This is a genomic window from Arthrobacter sp. N1 (assembly GCF_048288285.1).
GTDB lineage: Bacteria > Actinomycetota > Actinomycetes > Actinomycetales > Micrococcaceae > Arthrobacter_D.
The window spans coordinates 2216190-2233524 of sequence record NZ_CP102608.1 but is presented as its reverse complement, the minus strand read 5'-3'; the positions used below and the strand labels follow the sequence as shown (position 1 = coordinate 2233524).

Below are 17335 nucleotides of genomic sequence, written 5' to 3'. Positions count from 1 at the left end.
TCAGGCGAGAAGAGGATCGACCGCGTCGACGTACGTGTTGTTGGCGGGCGAGTGCGCCGTCACTGTTCCTGTCTCGTCCTGCGAGTAGCGCCAGATGCCCTCGGACTTCAGGCGGTGGTGTTTGCGGCACAGATGGGCGAGATTCGTGTGGTCCGTGCGCCCTTCCTGGGACCAAGGCGTGGTGTGGTCGAGTTCGCAGCGGGAAGCAGGCGTGGCGCAGCCCGGATGTCTGCAGGTCTGGTCGCGCACGCGCAGCCATAGCTTGAGGTCAGCGGGAACGGCATAGCTGCTACGACCGACGCTCAGGACAGCCCCAGATTCCGGGTGCGTCAGGAGACGGGTGAACGACGGGGCATGCGCGGCCAGCCGCCGGGCGACAGTCGCCGGGATGGGCCCGTAGCCCTCGAGATCGGCCGGAGTGTCATCGGCACCCAGAAGTGTCAGGACCGGCACGGTCACGTTGATGTGGGCGCGGACATGGGACTGCCCCTGAATCTGTCCGGCGTCGACGCAATGCTCTGCACATCCCAGCACGGCATCCGACATGATCCCGGAGGAATCCCTGCTGACGGTCCCGGTCGGAGCACTGGAATGACCGGCCCCTGGTGTGCCTGCTCCAACTCGGGCACTCACGTCTCCGGGTGTGCAGGCGCCAGCCGCGGAGTGGTGATGGTGCGTGACGAGGAGCAGACGGGTGAGGGTGTCTGCACGCAGGTTCAGGAGGGTGCGCGACTCCTGCGGTGCCTGCTGCTGCCGGGAAAGACGAGTGAGCTGCGCGTCGATGGCGGAGGCATCGGCGGCCGGGAGGTAGGCGTGGAGCCAGGCCATGGCGTCGTCCGCAGGCTCGAAGTCGACACGGCGGTGATGGGCAGCCGCGCGGGCGCGGTCATCGAGGTGTTCCGGGTGCAAGCGGGTACGTAGGCGCCGGGCGCGATACGCGAGGCGGGAGACCGTGGTGGCCTCCGCAACGGGGAGGAGGGAGCGCTCCATCTCCTGGGCTGTGGCATGGGGCAGCCCGGCGTACTCGTGCAGCAGGGCGGTGGTGTGGGACCACGAGATCGTGCCTGAGCGGAGCGCACGGAGAGTTTCGGGATGATGGTTCGTCAGGACTGCCGCATGGTGGACGAGCCGATGTGCCGTGCGTTCGGAGATGCGAAGCAGGCACGCGATCTCGGTGGCGGTTGTCGTGTCGGCCAAGTTGCTCCGTCGTTCGATGCGCACGCCAGGATTGGCAGACCCGGCGTCCACGGGGCCGCTCGGACCGCCTGTCCTGAACGCTGTCTTCGGTTCTGCTGAGCCGAGCGCAGACGTTACGCCGTCGACTGTGGTTCTCGACGCTGCTCGACTGCGACTGAATGACGTTGCTGCGAAGGACTGAAGTTGAGCGCGGTGTTCGAACAGCGCTCGCATACGTTCGACCGAGCAGGCAATCTCCGCGTCGATACGAGCTTTCTCGGAATTCAAGGCGAGGAGAAGAGCGGAGATCTGCTCGAGCTCCTTCAGGTCCTCCGAATTCGTGTTCATGCTCTATTATCCCTTCTCCCACCGACATTCCTGCGAGGAGGACCGTGCTCAATCAGGGGCCCACTCTTTCTACACCGATGTCGTTCGGGCGCGGTTGCTCAATGCGAAACCGCCAGAAAGATCGAACAGCGGACGTTTGAAGAGGCGCGCCGCCCGGAGCTACCCGGAGCCGCCGAGAACCGCTCGGACGCGGGTTCGCTCCATCTGACCGCTGGGAGCCCGAGCGATAGACTGGAGCCATGACGATGCCTCCCGACCCCTTCGCAAATGATCCCTCCGACGCGGGTATGGGCGGTTCGACCGCCACGCTCGAACGCGAGGAACTTCAGCAGGAAGTCGAGCCCGGAGATGCCGAGCGGTTCGCCCACTACGTCCGCAAGGAGAAGATCATGGAATCCGCCTTCACTGGCGAACCCGTGATCGCCCTGTGCGGAAAGGTGTGGACGCCCGGTCGCGATCCCGAGAAGTTCCCGGTCTGCCCCGAGTGCAAGGAGATTTACAACGGGCTCCGACCCGGTGGGGACGACAAGCCCAAGAAGTAATGCCTGCGGGAGCAGGACGAGAGCCGCTGGTCCAGCGGATCGTGCTCCGGTAGTCACCCGGCGACGACGTCTGAGCCGGACTCGATTCAGGTCCAGAACCCCAGCCAGTGACGGGTCAGCACCTGGTTGATGACCGTCAGGGTAGGGCGAGACGACGGTTCTGAACAGGCCGACGTCGGTCCGAAACAGGCCGGCGACGGTCCCATCACAGGTCGATGGGGTGAGAACTACCGGTCGACGACGAGTTCCAGGACATCGGGAACGCGTCGTCGACAGCGCGCACGGACTGACTGCTACGTCTCGGAGCCTGAGGCCGGCCGCACCAGGGCAGGACCTCTACCGGGCCGGGTGACAGCACATATCCACAACCAGCAGAACAGGTGCCATGAGCAAGGCCAACGGTAAGACCCCGGGTGACGGCAAGAGCACGCAGCCAGGAGCGATGTCCCCCGAGCTGCGCCCGCTCACCATCGGCATCCTCGCGATTATCACCTGCGCCGCTTTCGAGGCGATGGCGGTGGTGACCGCGATGCCGTCGGTCGCGCGCGAGCTCTCCGGGGAATCGAGCTACGGCCTGGCCTTCTCGATGTACCTCACGGCATCCCTGCTCGGCACCGTGGTCGCGGGCTCCTGGTGTGACCGCAGGGGACCGCGTCCGGCGTTGGCCGTGGGCATGGCCCTCATGATCCTCGGACTCCTGGCAGCGGGAGCCGCCCCCGTGTTCTGGCTCGTGACGGTGGGCCGCGCGATCTCCGGCCTCGGCGGCGGATTCATGATCGTCGCCGTCTACGTGGTGATCGGCAGGTCATTCCCGCAGCAGGCACAACCCGTGGTGTTCGGCTGGCTGGCCGCGGCCTGGGTCCTTCCGGCGCTGATCGGACCCGTGGTCTCCGGTTTCGTGACCGAGCAGTTCGGCTGGCGCTGGGTGTTCCTCGGGGTGGCTCCCGTGGTCCTCGCCGCCGTGATCATCGTCTGGCCGAAGACCAGGCAGCTCGGACCCATCGGAGCGCCCGAGGCCGGCTCGGCGAGGGCACGCACCCTCCGCGGCCTGGCGCTCGCCGGTGGGGTCTTCGCCGCCCAGTGGGCCGTGGTCCGTCTTGCCGACACGGAAGCTCCCGGCGCCGGACTGGTCGCCGGACTGGTGTCGCTCGCCCTGGCGGGCATCGTCGTCGTCCTCCTGGTCCTCCCCGCGCTCCTGCCGCCGGGTACCCTCGTCCTTGCGCGCGGCCTGCCGAGTGTCATCGCCACGCGCGGGCTCGTGAACGTGGCGTTCTTCGGTACCGAGGCCTTCATCCCGCTGATGCTGGTGAGCTCACGGGACATCAGTGCCGGCACCGCGGGCCTGACGCTGAGTGCCGGGGCGCTCGGGTGGAGTGCGGGCTCCTTCGTGCAGGCCCGCGTGACGTTCGAGCGCGGCTGGCTCCTCGTCGCCGGCTCCTCGATCCTGTCGCTGAGCCTCGGCGGCTTCGCGCTCGCAACGGCGGTCGAAGCACCGCTCTGGGTGCTCGCCGTCGTCTGGAGTCTCTCCGGATTCGCGATGGGCATGACGCTCTCCAGCACGTCCGTCCTGGTCCTGAAGCTCTCGCCGACCACCGAGCAGGGCCGGAACTCCGCTGCCCTCCAGATCTCCGACCAGCTCGGCGGAGTGGTCGGCACGGCGGGTGCCGGAGCACTGTTCGCCCTCCTGCACGACGACGGGAATCCGGGACACGTGCCCACGTTCGTTGCGATCTGGCTGGCTCTGTGGGTGTCCACGGCAGCAGGTATAGTTTCGGGTCTGAGAGGGGCCAGGGCATCGGATGCCGCCCCCACCTCGACCCCCAGCAAGTCAATGGAAGGTACTGTCCCGGCGTGAGTAATGACACCCTGTTCGGTGCTGGCGCAGCCCTGCCCCCCGCCTACCCGGAACGTGCGGCCTGGGGTACGGCTCCCAAGCTGCGCCAGTGGCAGAGCGAAGCGCTGGAGAAGTACTTCACCGACTCGCCGAGCGATTTCCTCGCCGTGGCAACTCCCGGCGCGGGCAAGACGACCTTCGCACTCCGCGTGGCCACCGAACTCGTGGATCGGGGGATCGTCAACCGGATCACCGTCGTCGCCCCGACCGACCACCTCAAGCGCCAGTGGGCGGACGCCGCCGCACGCGTCGGTCTCGCGATCGACCCGAACTTCAAGAACGCCGACGGCCGCCACGGCGGGGCGTTCATCGGCGTCGCCGTGACCTATGCGCAGGTAGCGAGCAAACCGATGCTCCACCGCGCCAAGACCGAGGCCGCCCGCACGCTCGTCATCCTCGACGAGATCCACCACGGCGGCAACGCCCTCTCGTGGGGCGACGGCATCCGGGAGGCCTTCGAACCCGCAGCGCGACGGCTAGCCCTCACCGGGACGCCCTTCCGATCCGACACGGCAGCCATCCCGTTCGTTGAGTACGTCGAGGACCGCGACGGCGTCCGCCGCTCGAAGGCCGACTACACCTACGGGTACGGCCAGGCGCTCAGGGACCACGTGGTGCGCCCGGTCATGTTCATGGCCTACTCGGGCCAGATGCGGTGGCGCACCAGCGCCGGCGAGGAGATGGCGGCCTCCCTGGGGGAGGCCGCGGTCACGAAGGACATCACGGCGCAGGCGTGGCGGACGGCACTCAACCCGGCCGGCGAGTGGATCCCCGCCGTCCTCGCCGCCGCGGACAAGCGGCTCACCGAGGTGCGCCGCACGGTGCACGACGCCGGCGGGCTGGTCATCGCGACGGACCACGACGACGCCCGCGCGTACGCGGGACAGCTCAAGCGCATCACCGGCGAGTCCCCGACGGTCATCCTGTCCGACGACGCGAAGGCGTCGTCGAAGATCGAGGAGTTCTCCGAGGGCGACAAGCGGTGGATGGTCGCCGTCCGCATGGTGTCCGAGGGCGTGGACGTCCCCCGGCTCGCGGTCGGCGTCTATGCCACCTCCACCGCGACGCCGCTGTTCTTCGCCCAGGCGGTGGGGCGCTACGTCCGTGCCCGGCGGAGGGGCGAGACCGCGTCGATCTTCCTTCCGTCGGTGCCCAACCTGATGGCCCTCGCCAACCAGCTCGAGCTGGAGCGTGACCACGCGCTGGACCGTCCGGAGAAGGACGACGAGGGCTTCGGCCTCGAGGACGGCCTCATGGAGGCGGCGAACCGCGAGGACAAGGCCTCCGACTCGCTGATGAAGCAGAAGTTCGAGGCGTTGGAGTCGCAGGCCTCCTTCGACCGCGTCCTGTTCGACGGTGGCGAGTTCGGCACGGGCGGTGAGATGGGAAGCGAGGACGAACAGGACTTCCTGGGCATCCCGGGGCTCCTCGACGCCGACCAGGTGGGGCAGTTGCTGCGCCAGCGCCAGCACGAGCAGCAGTCGCGCCGGAAAGCCAGGGGGCCTGCTGCGGCGGCAGCGGAACCGCTCGTCGTCGATCACCGCCAGCTCACCGAACTGCGGGGTCAGCTGGCGAAGAACGTCTCGGCCTGGGCCGCTCGCACGGGTATGCCCCACGGCCAGGTCCACACGGAGCTGCGGCGGCAATGCGGCGGCCCCGCCGTCGCCCAGGCCAATGAGGACCAGCTGCAGCGGCGCCTGCAGAAACTGCAGGACTGGTTCATCGGCAAGAAGTAGGGCGGGCAGGAGACGGCCCGCCGCCTGAGGGAGGCCGGTCGAAGGTGGCTCGCACACACAGCGCTGTCACCGAGGGAAGACCGGCCGCCCAGGAAGGCCCGCGAGACGACGGAAGGCCGGGCTGCAGCAGCCCGGCCTTCCTGCGTTCTCAGTTGTCAGCGCGCCAGCTCGACACCGGCTGATTCCAGTTCGTCGAGGACGCCGTCGGTCCGCTCGGCGTGCACGCCCTTCGTGAGCCCGGTCAGCAGGGTGACGGCGTAACCGGCCTGGAGCGCGTCGAGAGCCGTCGCCCGCACGCAGTAGTCGGTCGCGAGTCCCGCGACGGCGACCTCGTCGACCTCGTGGTCGCGCAGCCAGTCGTCCAGCGTCATCGGGTCGTCGTCGCTCTCGGCGGCCCCGCCCAGCTTCTGCTCGCCCGTGGGCACTTCGTCGTCGGGGGCCTTGACGCCCTCGAAGCCCGAATAGGCCGCCTCGAACTGGCCCTTGCGGAACACGGCGTCGATGCTCTCGGTGTCGAGGTCGTGATGGAAGTCGGAGCCCTTGGTGTCCGCGACGCAGTGGATCGGCCAGGAGCCGACGAAGTCGGGGGCCTCCGAGAAGTGCGCGCCCGGATCGATGTGCCAGTCCTGCGTCGCCACGATGTAGTCGTAGGAGCCCGCCTGCTCGTCGATGTGGTCGCTGATGTCGGCCGCGACCTGGGCGCCGCCCTGCACGGCGAGCGTGCCGCCCTCGCAGAAGTCGTTCTGCACGTCCACGATGATCAGTGCGCGTGTCATGCTGATGCCTCCTCGTACTCGGTGGGGATGACGGGTTCGCCGCGCTGCAGGCGCAGCACGGCTCCGGGCAGCTCCGCGATGGAGTGCGCGTGGCGCTCGGCTGCGCGCGTGACCGCCTCCGGGCCGGTCCAGCCCGGGAGGACGACGCCGTCCCTGACGAACTCCTGGATGAGCGGGCGGTCGTTGCCGTCGTCGGCCGGCGTCAGGCCGATGCCGACCACCTCGACCTGCGCGGTGCCGTGCTCGTCGAGACGGCGGAGCGCGTGCTTGATGCCGCCCACGGAGACCTTGTTCTTCGCGGCCTTCGCCACCGGGACGAACGTGCCGTCGTCGTCCTGGCGGCTGACCAGCTTGTAGACCATGCCCGCGGTCGGAGCGCCGGAGCCCGTGACGAGCGACGTCCCGACACCGTAGGAGTCCACGGGTGCGGAGGCGAGGAGGCCGATGGCGAACTCGTCGAGATCCGAGGTGACGACGATCCGGGTCGAGTGGTTACCGAGGTCGTCGAGCAACTGGCGGACCCAGCGTGCCTGGGCCACGAGGTCACCGGAGTCGAGCCGGACGGCTCCGAGCTCCGGTCCGGCCACCTCGACCGCGGTGCGCACACCCTGCTCGACGTCGTACGTGTCCACCAGCAGGGAGGTGCTCCTGCCGAGCGACGCGACCTGCGCCTCGAACGCCGCGCGCTCCGAATCATGCAGCAGCGTGAAGGAGTGGGCGGCGGTGCCGACCGTCGGGAGGCCGTAGCGCCGCCCGGCCTCCAGGTTGGACGTGCTGGCGAATCCGCCGATGATGGCTGCCCGGGCCGCCGCGACCGCGGACTCCTCGTGCGTGCGGCGCGAGCCCATCTCGATACACGGACGCCCGGCGGACGCACCCGTCATGCGGGAGGCGGCCGAGGCGATCGCGCTGTCGTGGTTGAGGATGGACAGGATGAGCGTCTCGAGGATGCAGGCCTCGGCGAACGTCGACTCCACCGTGAGGATGGGGGAGTTGGGGAAGAAGGCCTCTCCCTCCGCGTAGCCCGAGATGGAGCCCGTGAAGCGGAAGTCCGCCAGCCACGCGAGCGTGGTGTCGTCGACGATCCCGCGATCCGAGAGGAAGGCCAGCTGGGCGTCGTCGAACCGGAAGGTGGACAGCGCCTCCAGGAGCCGCCCGGTTCCGGCGACCACGCCGTAGCGGCGACCGGCCGGGAGGCGGCGTGCGAAGGCCTCGAAGACGGACCGGCGGTGTGCGGCTCCGGAATGGAGGGAGGCCTGCAGCATGGTGAGTTCGTACTGGTCGGTGAACAGGGCGCTGTTCGGCGCATTCACCAGGGCGTGTGCCGGCGGGGCGGCGGGCGGATCGGTGCTCAGGGCGTCAGTCACCCTCAGAACGATAGCCGGGCGTCCGCTGTGGGAGTACCCGGCCACGGGGCGTCGGTGCCGCGACCTAGAATGAACCCTATGACAGTAGGCTTTGCCACCGGTACCGATACCGAGGAAAAGGTTCGGACGGACGAGAAGACCGATCTGGGCCAGCCCTGGGTCGTGGTGGTCTGGAATGATCCCGTGAACCTGATGAGCTACGTGAGCTACGTGTTCCAGTCCTACTTCGGCTATTCGGAGGCCAAGGCCCGCACCCTCATGCTCGAGGTGCACGAGGAGGGACGCTCCGCCGTCGTCTCCGGCACCCGGGAGAAGGTGGAGCAGGACACCGTGGCCCTCCACTCCTATGGTCTCTGGGCCACCTTCGAAAAAGCCGGAAGCGAGTAGTCCCACCCCATGGCTAAAGCCTTCAAATCGACGCGCCGTGGAATCACCGGTGCGCTGGAGCCCGGGGAGGCTCGCCTCCTCGGTGCCCTGCTCGACGACGTCGTGACCATGCTCGAGCCCGACACGGCGCCGAGTGAGGATCCGCTGGCCGCCCTGGTCGGCATGTCGGGAGCCGACGCCGAGGCGACGGCTCCCGACGACTCCGCGGTCCGCCGCCTCCTGCCCGACGCCGTCCGGGGCGACGACGACGAGGCCCTCGCCTTCCGCCGCCTGACGGAACGCTCACTGCGCGAGCAGAAGATCGGAGCCCTCAGGGGGAGCGCGCTGCTCATCGAGTCCAGCCCCATGACCCTGAACGACGAACAGGCGAGGCTGCTGGCGCAGGCACTGAACGACGTGCGACTGGTCCTCGCGGACCGGCTGTCCATCGAGTCGGAGGAGGACGCCGAGCGCCTCCACGACATCGCCGACTCCAAGGACGTGGACGACGTCGAGTCCTACCTGGCGCTCGTGTACAACTTCGTCACCTGGCTGCAGGAGTCCCTCGTCCAGGCCATGCTGAAGGCCGCGCGGCTCGATCGCTGAGCCCGGGGCGATGGTCTGCCTGTGACAAACCCCACGGATCGGCGCGTGGTGTTCACGGGCAGGACGCCATACTCTCGGAGGATCATGAGTCCAGATCGAGCGAACACCGACCGCAGCGAAGCGCCCATCGGCATCTTCGACTCCGGCGTCGGCGGACTTACCGTCGCGAGAGCGGTCATCGACCAGCTTCCCCACGAATCCATCATGTACGTCGGTGACACGGCGAGCGGTCCGTACGGTCCGCTGCCCATCGCGCGCGTCCGCGCCCACGCACTCGGCGTCATGGACGAGCTCGTGGACTCCGGGGTCAAGCTGCTGGTCATCGCCTGCAACTCGGCATCCGCGGCCGTGCTGCGCGACGCCCGGGAGCGCTACACCGAGCGGTACGGCATCCCCGTCATCGAGGTCATCCAGCCCGCCGTCCGGCGCGCGGTCGCGTCGACGAGATCGGGCCGGATCGGCGTGATCGGCACGTCGGCCACCGTCGGCTCCCGCGCCTACGACGACACCTTCGCCGCCGCTCCACACCTTGAGGTCACCTCCGTGGCCTGCCCCTCGTTCGTCGAGTTCGTCGAGGCGGGCATCACCGGTGGGCCCGCGCTGCTGCGCACGGCCGAGGAGTACCTCGCGCCGCTGAAGGATGCCGGGATCGACACCCTCGTGCTCGGCTGCACCCACTATCCCCTCCTGACGGGCGTCATCTCCTACGTCATGGGCGACGACGTCACGCTCGTCTCCAGCGCCGAGGAGACGGCGAAGGACGTCTACCGGGCGCTCGTGTCCCACGGGCTGGAACGCGACAGCACGGAGACCGCCGTCCACCGGTTTATCGCGACGGGTGATGCCGCGAGCTTCGAGGTCCTGGCCCGGCGGTTCCTCGGTCCCGAGGTGCTGTCGGTGCAGCACGTGGACCATGTCGCAGCCCAGTACCCGACCGGCAGCCTGGCGCGCATCACCCCCGAGATGATCGCCGCCGCCGGCTTCCCGCGCGCATGAAGCTCACCATCGTCGGGTGCAGTGGTTCGTTCCCCGGCCCGCAGTCGCCGGCCTCCTGCTATCTGCTGAGCGCCGAGTGGCAGGGCCGTACGTGGCGCATCCTGCTGGACCTCGGCAACGGCTCCCTCGGCGCCCTCCAGCGGTACATGGACCTCCGCGAGATCGACGGGGTGTTCCTCTCCCACCTGCACCCCGACCACTGCATGGACCTCTGCGGACTGCATGTCGCCGTGCACTGGGATCCCTCGGGCTGGGGCATGCCGCGCATCCCCGTCTGGGGTCCGGCGGCGACGGCCGACCGCATGGCCAGCGCCTACGGGCTCGACCCCGATCCGGGGATGCACGAGGATTTCGACTTCCGTTCCTGGACCGACCGGGCGCCCGTCACGGTGGGTCCGTTCACCGTGACACCGTTCCAGGTGCTGCACCCCATCGACGAGGCCTATGCGCTGCGGGTCGAGGTCGCGGAGACCGACGCCGGCGGCAGCCCGCGGGCGCACGTCCTCACCTACTCGGGGGACACCGACGCCTGCGAGGGCCTCGTCGACGCCGCGCGTGACGCGGACATCTTCCTGTGCGAGGCCGCCTTCCACGAGGGGCGGGACGACGCCATCACGGGTGTCCACCTCACGGGCAAGCGGGCGGGCGACGTCGCCACCCGGGCCTCGGCGAAGCGCCTGCTGCTCACCCACCTGCCGGTCTGGAACGACGCCAACCTCGCGGTGAGCGAGGCGCGTGAGAGTTACGACGGCCATCTCGCCGTCGCCGTCGCGGGCGTGTCCTACACGGTCTGAGGAGTCCCGTCCGGCCCGGTCACCGCCCGGGCGCTCCTGCCTGCGGATCGGGGGAGAGGGGCGTCCGGATCACCGCAGCTCCCACCGTGCTCCGGGTTCCCTCCCATGACCGCCCGTCTAGACTGGAAATCATGACCTCCGCGAACGCCACGCCCGCCTCCGCCTCCGCTCCCGCCGCAGCACCCGTGGTGCGGGCGGACGGCCGGACTCCCGACCAGCTGCGCAACATCAGCATCACGCGCGGGTGGTCGAAGCAGGCCGAGGGCTCCGCACTCATCGAATTCGGCAACACGCGGGTGCTCTGCACCGCATCGCTGACCAGCGGCGTGCCGCGCTGGCTCAAAGGGGAGGGCAAGGGCTGGGTCACGGCGGAGTACGCGATGCTGCCGCGCGCCACGAACACGCGGTCCGACCGCGAATCCGTCAAGGGCAAGATCGGTGGCCGCACGCATGAGATCTCGCGCCTGATCGGACGCTCGCTGCGCTCCATCATCGACACGAAGGCGCTCGGGGAGAACACGATCGTGCTCGACTGCGACGTGCTCCAGGCGGACGGGGGCACCCGCACCGCAGCGATCACCGGGGCCTACGTGGCCCTCGCCGACGCGATCCGCTACGCGAAAGACAAGAAGCTCATCCCGGCGTCGGCGTCCCCGCTGACCGACACCGTCGCCGCCATCAGCGTGGGCATCATCGACGGCGTCCCGATGCTCGATCTGCCGTACGTCGAGGACGTGCGCGCGGAGACGGACATGAACGTCGTCGTCACGGGTTCCGGGACGTTCGTCGAGGTGCAGGGCACGGCCGAGGGTGCACCCTTCGACCGCGCCGAACTCGACGCCCTCCTCGACCTGGCCCTGCTCGGCACGGCCCAGCTCGCACAGATCCAGATCGACACGCTGCGGGACACCCACGGTGGCTGATGCACCCGAGCCCCGGCTCGTCCTCGCGACACGCAACTCGGGCAAGCTCCGGGAACTGAGGGATCTGCTGCGGGGCCAGGTCCCCGGACTCGACGTCGACACGCAGGTCGTCGATGCCGCTGCCGCCGGTGCACCGGACGTGGTCGAGAGCGGCGTGACGTTCGAGGAGAACGCCCTGCTGAAAGCCGAGCAGACAGCCGCCGCAACCGGTCTGATCGCCGTCGCGGACGACTCCGGCCTGGCCGTCGATGTCCTCGGGGGCGCTCCGGGCATCTTCTCGGCGCGCTGGGCAGGCCGTCACGGGGACGACCCCGCCAACCTGCACCTGCTCCTGGCGCAGCTCGCCGACATCCCGGAGCATAGCAGGGGAGCGGCCTTCGTCTGCGCTGCAGCCCTGGCACGTCCGCGGGTCCCGGGCGGGCACACCGAGCGCGGCGAACTGCGCGGCTCGCTGCTGGCGGCCCCCCGCGGCGAGGGTGGGTTCGGATACGATCCGATCCTCGTCCCGACCGGCCTCGATCGCAGCTGCGCGGAACTGACACGTGACGAGAAGAACGCCATCAGCCACCGCGGCATCGCCTTCCGGGCCCTCCTGCCGCATCTTGTCGTCGCGCTGTCCTGAGCCGCACCGGCACCCCCGAACAGCACGCAGCGACACCCGAGCAACCAGCAGTACTGACCGACGAAGAACGGCGTCACCGACGCCGACCAGCACCGGCCGTCCCGCAGGGCGGACCTCGAGAGGGACGGACACCACCGTGAGCATCATCCAGGCAGCCCAGGCGGTCCACGTCGCAGCAGCGACCACGCCATCGTCGGACGGCTCGGCACTCGGCGCGGTCACCGACTGGGCGGTCAACCTGATGGAGACCATCGGAGCCCCCGGCGCGGGACTGGCCATCGCGCTGGAGAACCTCTTCCCGCCGCTGCCCAGCGAGGTGATCCTGCCGCTCGCGGGGTTCACCGCCAGCAGGGGCAACTTCTCCCTGTTCGAGGCCATCCTGTGGACCACCCTCGGTTCCGTCGTCGGCGCCTTCGCGCTCTACGCCCTCGGCGCCTGGCTCGGCCGGGACCGCATGCGGCGCCTCGTGTCCAAGGTGCCGCTGATCGACATCGAGGACGTCGACAAGGTGGAGGACTGGTTCAACCGGCACGGCTACCGGGCGGTGTTCTTCGGGCGGATGATCCCGCTGTTCCGGAGCCTCGTCTCCATACCGGCCGGTATCGAACGGATGCCGGTCCCCATGTTCCTGCTGCTCACGACCGCCGGCAGCCTCATCTGGAACTCGATCTTCGTCCTCGCCGGCTTCTACCTGGGCGAGAACTGGCACATCGTCGAGCAGTACGCGAACACGTTCCAGAAGATCGTGATCGTCGCCGTCGTGCTGTTCGCGATCTGGTTCGTCGTCTCCAAGGTGCGCAAGCACCGGGCGAAGCGCGTGTGACGGTCGCCGGTGGCACGGAGCGGGCAGTCGACCCGCTCGTCGCGGTCTGGCCGCTGTTCGGACTGGTCATCCGGACTCCGCGCCTCGTCCTCACCCCGGTGCGCGACGAGCACCTGCCGGAACTGGTCGATGCCGTGCTCGCGGGGATCCACGACCCCGGCGAGATGCCGTTCGGTGTCCCCTGGACCGACGCCCCACGCGATGTGCTCATCCCGGAGACGGCCAGGCACCAGTGGCGGCTGCGCGCCGGCGTGTCCGTGGCGAGCTGGACCATCAACTTCGCAGTGCTGCGCGAGGGGCGCGTCATCGGTGTGCAGGACCTGGCCGCCCGGTCCTTCCCGCTCCTCGGTCAGGTGGAGTCGGGATCGTGGCTGACCCGCACCGCCCAGGGCGAGGGTCTCGGCACGGAGATGCGTGCCGGCATGCTGCAGTTCGCGTTCGATCACCTGGGAGCGACGACGGCCACGTCGGAGGCCGCCGACTGGAACGCCGCCTCCCTCGGCGTGTCCCGCCGCCTCGGCTACCGGGACAATGGCACCGCCCTGGTGGAAGGCCGCGCGGGTCAGGCCCAGTGTCTGCAGAGGCTGCTGCTCGCGCGGGAGGACTTCGTGCGTCCGGTCTGGACCGCGGAGGTGCAGGGTGCAGCCGCCGCCCTCGCCCTGCTCTGCCCGGAACCACCGCGCTGACCCGAGGTGGCAGGTACGACGTCGTGCTGTCGGTTCCGGCCCGTGGCGTCCCGTCTCGTTCCGCGCCCGGCAGCCGATCGGAGATCGGACCTCGAGCTCTAAGGACGGCTCGCAGCGCAGCGGGTCGATGCCGAGGGCGACCGCCGCCGGGATGTCGGCGGGCGTCCCCTGCGGCGGTCACTCCGGGAGGGACGCGCAGAGCCCCCGGTGAATGGCGGATGAACGGTCCTGGGGGTGGGCGGCAGTACAGTGGAGGACGTGGGAATCGCGTTCACGGCCATCGACTTCGAGACGGCGAATGGCTTCCGCGGTTCCCCGTGCGCCGTCGGACTGACGAAGGTCCGCGACGGCCGGATCGTCGAGGAAGCCTCCTGGCTCATGCGCCCGCCGCAGGGCCACGACCACTTCGACTCCCGCAACATCGCGATCCACGGGATCACGTCCGGCATGGTCGCGGACGCCCCGCGCTTCGGCGACCTGTTCCCCGAGATCGGTGGCTTCATCGGTTCGGACGTGATCGTCGCGCACAATGCGGCGTTCGACCTCGGCGTGATCCGGTCCGCGCTCGAGGTCTCCGCGCTCGCAGGTCCCGCCTGGGACTACGCGTGCACGGTGGTGCTCTCCCGGAAGAGCTACTCGCTCCCGTCCTACTCCCTTCCCTTCGTCGCCGAAGCGGCGGGCGTGCCCCTCGTGAACCATCACGACGCCGTGGAGGACGCTCGGGCCTGCGCCGGGATCATGATCGACATCGCCCGGCGGTACGACGCCCACACGGTCGAGGACGTCCTCGGATCCCACAGCCTCGCCCTGTCGCGCGCCGAACCGTACGCGCCGGGTGTCGACGAACTGTCCAAGGCGACCCGCACCGCCCTCGGGCGCAGTACCTCGGCCACCGGATGGTCGGGGTGGCCCGAGGAGGGCGAGAACCCGCACGCCAATGCCCAGGCCGATCCACGTCATCCGCTGTACGGACAGACGGTCGTCTTCACGGGCAGCCTCGGCATCTCCCGGCCGCAGGCGAAGGAACGGGCAGCGCGGCTCGGTGCGCAGCCCGCGAGTGCGGTCACCCGGCGCACCACGGTCCTCGTGGTCGGTGACGGGTTCGTCGCGTCGGACCTGAGGAACGGCCGGGTCACGGGCAAGGCGCGGCGGGTCCTCGAACTGCACGAGCGGGGGCAAGCGATCGAGGTGCTCTCCGAGGCGGAATTCCTCCAGATGACGGGCGGTCGCTGGCCGGTGGAGAGCCAGTAGCCGGCAGCGTCCTACCGCGGGAGTGCGGGAGCCCGACAGCCGTCAGAAGCGCAGCTCGATCCCCGTCAGGTCGGCGGACAGGTCGATCAGTCGGGACGCGGCATTGCTCTCCCGTGCGTGCCGCCGGACCGGGACGATCGCGGGAGCGCCTTTCAGCTGGAACCAGCCGTCCGGCCCGCAGTAGGCACCGTTGGGGATGGAGCGGTCCACCGTCGCCCGCACGAGCGGCCAGGCGCCGTCGTCCTTGCCCTGGGCCACCCGCCGCATCACGGCGCCCCGCCAGGCGGGGGCGTCGCGGTGCGCGGCGATGCCCGGCCGGTCCGGCGTGAACATGCCGAGCGCGAAGCCGGGGTGTGCCACGACGCTGGTGGCCGCGCTGCGGGTGAGGTCGAGACGGCGCGCCAGCTCGAACCCGAAGGCCGTCACCGCGAGCTTCGAGGTGGCATAGGCGCTCGCGTTCCGGTAGGTGGAGGGGTCCAGGGTCGACGGCGTCAGGCGCGCCCAGCGGTGGCTGATGCTCCCGAGGTGCACGATCCTCGTCCCGGCGGCCGACAGCTCGGGTAGAAGCAGTGCGACGAGGGCGTAGTGCCCGAGGTGGTTGGTACCGAACTGCAGCTCGAAGCCGTCCGCCGTCGTCCGCCGCTCCGGCGAGCCGACCACCCCTGCGTTCGCGAGCAGGCCCGCCAGGGGCGGCCCCGCGGCCAGGGCGCCGGCGGCAGACCGCACCGACGCGAGGTCGGCGAGGTCGAGCTGCTGGAAGGACACATCGGCACCGGTGTGCCGGGTCCGGATGGCCCGGATCGCGGCGCGGGCCTTCGTCTCGTCGCGCGACGCCATGACCACGCTCGCCCCGGCGCCGGCGAGCTGCTCGCAGGCGAAGTACCCGAGCCCGGCATTGCCGCCCGTGACGAGGATGCGGCGGCCCGTGAGGGAGGGGAGGGCGATGGGGTTCCACATGGGGCCAGCCTAGGCGGTCCGCCCGCTGCCGGCCCGGGCCATGCCGCGGATCGTCCGGTGAGGACCCCGGCGGTTCAGGAGCCCGTGGTCGCGGAGAGCAGTGACCGGGCCGTGCCGCGGATCGTCCGGTGTGGGCCCCTGCGGTTCAGGAGCCCGTGGTCGCGGAGAGCAGTGCCCGGGCCATGCCGCGGACGACAGCGGGCACGCCCGGAGCATCGAGATAGCCGGCGGGCAGGGCGGCCGTCCCGTGGAGTGCGCCGATCATCCCACCCGCGAGGGACGCGGCGATCGTCGAGGAGGCGTCGGGCCGTCCCGCCGCCGCCGCATGCGCCAGCGCAGCCGCGAGCTGGTCGCGCGGGGATGCCGCCTCGTCCGCCCCTTCGAGGACGGCCTGGAGCGCCGCCTCGAACGTGCCGGCCGCCGTCGTTCCCTCCGCGCGGCTCCCCGTCGTCGTCGCGTCCGCCGTGGTGGCTGCCACGGCACCGGCGGCGACCCTGCCGTCTCCCGCGTCCCCGGAGATTCCCGCGCCTCCCGCGTCTCCCGCGTCCCCGCGCTGAGCGCCGGGCCGGTCGGCCTCGCCGGCCGGAGGGACCGGGGCCGTCGAACCGCTCGCCACTCCGGTCGCGTGGGCGTCGTGCGCCGCTCCCCGCGCGAGATCCTGCTCTTCACCCCGGACGAGACGGACTGCCTCGGGCAGGGAGCGCCCGTCGATGGCGAGCGCCCGGATGATCCCGCTGAAGAGGGCCGCCGTGCCGCGGGCTGCGGCGGACCCGTGCGTGAGCGCCGCGGCATCCACCGTCAGCCGTTTCACCATGCTCTCGGGGATGCGCGGGACGAGGCCGAACGGCGCCGAACGCATCAGCGCTCCAGCTCCTTCCGCCTGCGGGTTGACCGGCCGTGACCGCGTGCCCATCTCGCCCGTGAGCAGGGCACGCACCGTGTCGCCGTCGGGCTCGTGGACGGGAAGGAGATCCTCCTGCGCGTCGATCCACCGGCCGGGCGGCGCGGGCGCGTTGGCGGGCAGGTGTTCGCCCTGGCGGGTGAGCCAGCGCAGGTACGCGAGCCAGAGGCATGCCGTCTCGTCCGCTGCGACGCCGTTGTTCGCCCACTCGAGCGCGTCCACGAGACCGTCCACCGTGTACAGGGTCAGCTGCGTGGCGTCGGAGACCGCGAGATCAGCCGGGTCGCCCAGCGCCCCGGTCGGGTCGTCCCCCACCGCTCCGAGCACGCCGTAGGCGTCACCGGCCATGATGCCCAGCAGGCACCCGAGGACGCGGTCCTCGTACGTGGCGGCCGGGCCTCCAGCGCCCGCCACCTCCGGCGGGAGATCGGTCGGGGTGGCTGGAGCGGCGTCATCTGTGGTCACCTGATCAGTCTAGGGAGACCGGCGAGGGCCCGGCACCCGGCAGGCGGACCTGCTCCCAGCGCCCGCCCAGACTAGGATGGAAAGCTCGTCGGCGGCCCGGTGCTCC

At 70.2% G+C, this 17335-nt stretch carries 17 protein-coding genes; 12 read left to right on the top strand and 5 right to left on the bottom strand.

Features of this window, described 5'->3' with window-relative positions; all coding sequences use genetic code 11:
- A complete protein-coding gene (locus tag NVV32_RS10170; protein ID WP_422390061.1) occupies positions 1-1197 on the bottom strand; it encodes a DUF222 domain-containing protein in 1197 nt (398 codons plus the stop codon).
- A gap of 566 nt (positions 1198-1763) precedes the next feature.
- Between NVV32_RS10170 and NVV32_RS10165 the strand changes: the two genes are divergently transcribed.
- From NVV32_RS10165 to NVV32_RS10155, 3 genes are all read left to right on the top strand, one after another.
- Positions 1764-2066 carry a DUF3039 domain-containing protein gene (locus NVV32_RS10165; RefSeq protein ID WP_055772942.1) on the top strand — a complete coding sequence of 101 codons (303 nt, stop codon included), beginning with the start codon at positions 1764-1766 and terminating at the stop codon, positions 2064-2066.
- 385 nt (positions 2067-2451) lie between these two features.
- Positions 2452-3921, top strand: coding sequence for an MFS transporter (locus NVV32_RS10160; protein ID WP_422390060.1), 1470 nt, complete (start codon positions 2452-2454; stop codon positions 3919-3921).
- Positions 3918-5696, top strand: coding sequence for a DEAD/DEAH box helicase (locus NVV32_RS10155; protein ID WP_422390059.1), 1779 nt, complete (start codon positions 3918-3920; stop codon positions 5694-5696). Before NVV32_RS10160 ends, NVV32_RS10155 begins: the two co-directional genes overlap by 4 nt.
- A gap of 155 nt (positions 5697-5851) precedes the next feature.
- Here NVV32_RS10155 and NVV32_RS10150 read toward each other — a convergent pair whose 3' ends face one another.
- Both NVV32_RS10150 and NVV32_RS10145 read right to left on the bottom strand, forming a co-directional pair.
- A complete protein-coding gene (locus NVV32_RS10150; RefSeq protein WP_055772933.1) occupies positions 5852-6472 on the bottom strand; it encodes an isochorismatase family protein in 621 nt (206 codons plus the stop codon).
- Entirely contained in the window at positions 6469-7737 is a 1269-nt protein-coding gene (locus tag NVV32_RS10145) for a nicotinate phosphoribosyltransferase (RefSeq protein WP_235499032.1), read from the bottom strand. Before NVV32_RS10145 ends, NVV32_RS10150 begins: the two co-directional genes overlap by 4 nt.
- A 180-nt stretch (positions 7738-7917) precedes the next feature.
- Between NVV32_RS10145 and clpS the strand changes: the two genes are divergently transcribed.
- From clpS to NVV32_RS10100, 9 genes are all read left to right on the top strand, one after another.
- Positions 7918-8226, top strand: coding sequence for an ATP-dependent Clp protease adapter ClpS (gene clpS, locus NVV32_RS10140; RefSeq protein WP_055772930.1), 309 nt, complete (start codon positions 7918-7920; stop codon positions 8224-8226).
- Positions 8227-8235: 9 nt separating this feature from the next.
- Entirely contained in the window at positions 8236-8811 is a 576-nt protein-coding gene (locus NVV32_RS10135; protein ID WP_055772927.1) for a DUF2017 domain-containing protein, read from the top strand.
- 84 nt (positions 8812-8895) lie between these two features.
- Positions 8896-9807, top strand: a complete 912-nt coding sequence (gene murI, locus NVV32_RS10130) for a glutamate racemase (RefSeq protein ID WP_422390058.1) — start codon at positions 8896-8898, stop codon at positions 9805-9807.
- Positions 9804-10601, top strand: a complete 798-nt coding sequence (locus NVV32_RS10125) for an MBL fold metallo-hydrolase (protein WP_422390057.1) — start codon at positions 9804-9806, stop codon at positions 10599-10601. Before murI ends, NVV32_RS10125 begins: the two co-directional genes overlap by 4 nt.
- Positions 10602-10732: 131 nt before the next feature.
- Entirely contained in the window at positions 10733-11524 is a 792-nt protein-coding gene (gene rph, locus NVV32_RS10120; RefSeq protein WP_055772918.1) for a ribonuclease PH, read from the top strand.
- Entirely contained in the window at positions 11517-12146 is a 630-nt protein-coding gene (gene rdgB, locus NVV32_RS10115) for an RdgB/HAM1 family non-canonical purine NTP pyrophosphatase (RefSeq protein WP_055772915.1), read from the top strand. Before rph ends, rdgB begins: the two co-directional genes overlap by 8 nt.
- 136 nt (positions 12147-12282) lie before the next feature.
- Positions 12283-12969: a DedA family protein gene (locus tag NVV32_RS10110; RefSeq protein ID WP_235499023.1), complete on the top strand. Its 687-nt coding sequence runs from the start codon at positions 12283-12285 to the stop codon at positions 12967-12969.
- Complete coding sequence (locus NVV32_RS10105) at positions 12966-13655, top strand: GNAT family N-acetyltransferase (protein ID WP_055772913.1); 690 nt, start codon at positions 12966-12968, stop codon at positions 13653-13655. The genes NVV32_RS10110 and NVV32_RS10105 overlap by 4 nt, the downstream gene beginning before the upstream one ends.
- 258 nt (positions 13656-13913) lie before the next feature.
- On the top strand, positions 13914-14906 hold the full coding sequence (locus NVV32_RS10100; protein WP_055773185.1) for an exonuclease domain-containing protein: 993 nt from the start codon (positions 13914-13916) through the stop codon (positions 14904-14906).
- 42 nt (positions 14907-14948) lie between these two features.
- On the opposite strand, the gene NVV32_RS10095 is transcribed toward NVV32_RS10100, so the two are convergent.
- Together NVV32_RS10095 and NVV32_RS10090 are read right to left on the bottom strand one after the other, a co-directional pair.
- Positions 14949-15863: an SDR family NAD(P)-dependent oxidoreductase gene (locus NVV32_RS10095; RefSeq protein WP_422390056.1), complete on the bottom strand. Its 915-nt coding sequence runs from the start codon at positions 15861-15863 to the stop codon at positions 14949-14951.
- A 145-nt stretch (positions 15864-16008) separates the two neighbouring features.
- The gene (locus NVV32_RS10090; protein WP_422390055.1) at positions 16009-17229 is read right to left on the bottom strand and encodes an ADP-ribosylglycohydrolase family protein; all 1221 of its coding nucleotides are present in this window, start codon (positions 17227-17229) and stop codon (positions 16009-16011) included.
- Between the last annotated feature and the right edge of the window lie 106 nt (positions 17230-17335).

Coding starts and splice junctions, on each gene's coding strand:
- NVV32_RS10165 (WP_055772942.1), top strand. CDS start 1,764: ATGACGATGCCTCCCGACCCCTTCGCAAATGATCCCTCCGACGCGGGT.
- NVV32_RS10160 (WP_422390060.1), top strand. CDS start 2,452: ATGAGCAAGGCCAACGGTAAGACCCCGGGTGACGGCAAGAGCACGCAG.
- NVV32_RS10150 (WP_055772933.1), bottom strand. CDS start 6,472: ATGACACGCGCACTGATCATCGTGGACGTGCAGAACGACTTCTGCGAG.
- NVV32_RS10145 (WP_235499032.1), bottom strand. CDS start 7,737: ATGCTGCAGGCCTCCCTCCATTCCGGAGCCGCACACCGCCGGTCCGTC.
- clpS (WP_055772930.1), top strand. CDS start 7,918: ATGACAGTAGGCTTTGCCACCGGTACCGATACCGAGGAAAAGGTTCGG.
- NVV32_RS10135 (WP_055772927.1), top strand. CDS start 8,236: ATGGCTAAAGCCTTCAAATCGACGCGCCGTGGAATCACCGGTGCGCTG.
- murI (WP_422390058.1), top strand. CDS start 8,896: ATGAGTCCAGATCGAGCGAACACCGACCGCAGCGAAGCGCCCATCGGC.
- NVV32_RS10125 (WP_422390057.1), top strand. CDS start 9,804: ATGAAGCTCACCATCGTCGGGTGCAGTGGTTCGTTCCCCGGCCCGCAG.
- rph (WP_055772918.1), top strand. CDS start 10,733: ATGACCTCCGCGAACGCCACGCCCGCCTCCGCCTCCGCTCCCGCCGCA.
- NVV32_RS10095 (WP_422390056.1), bottom strand. CDS start 15,863: ATGTGGAACCCCATCGCCCTCCCCTCCCTCACGGGCCGCCGCATCCTC.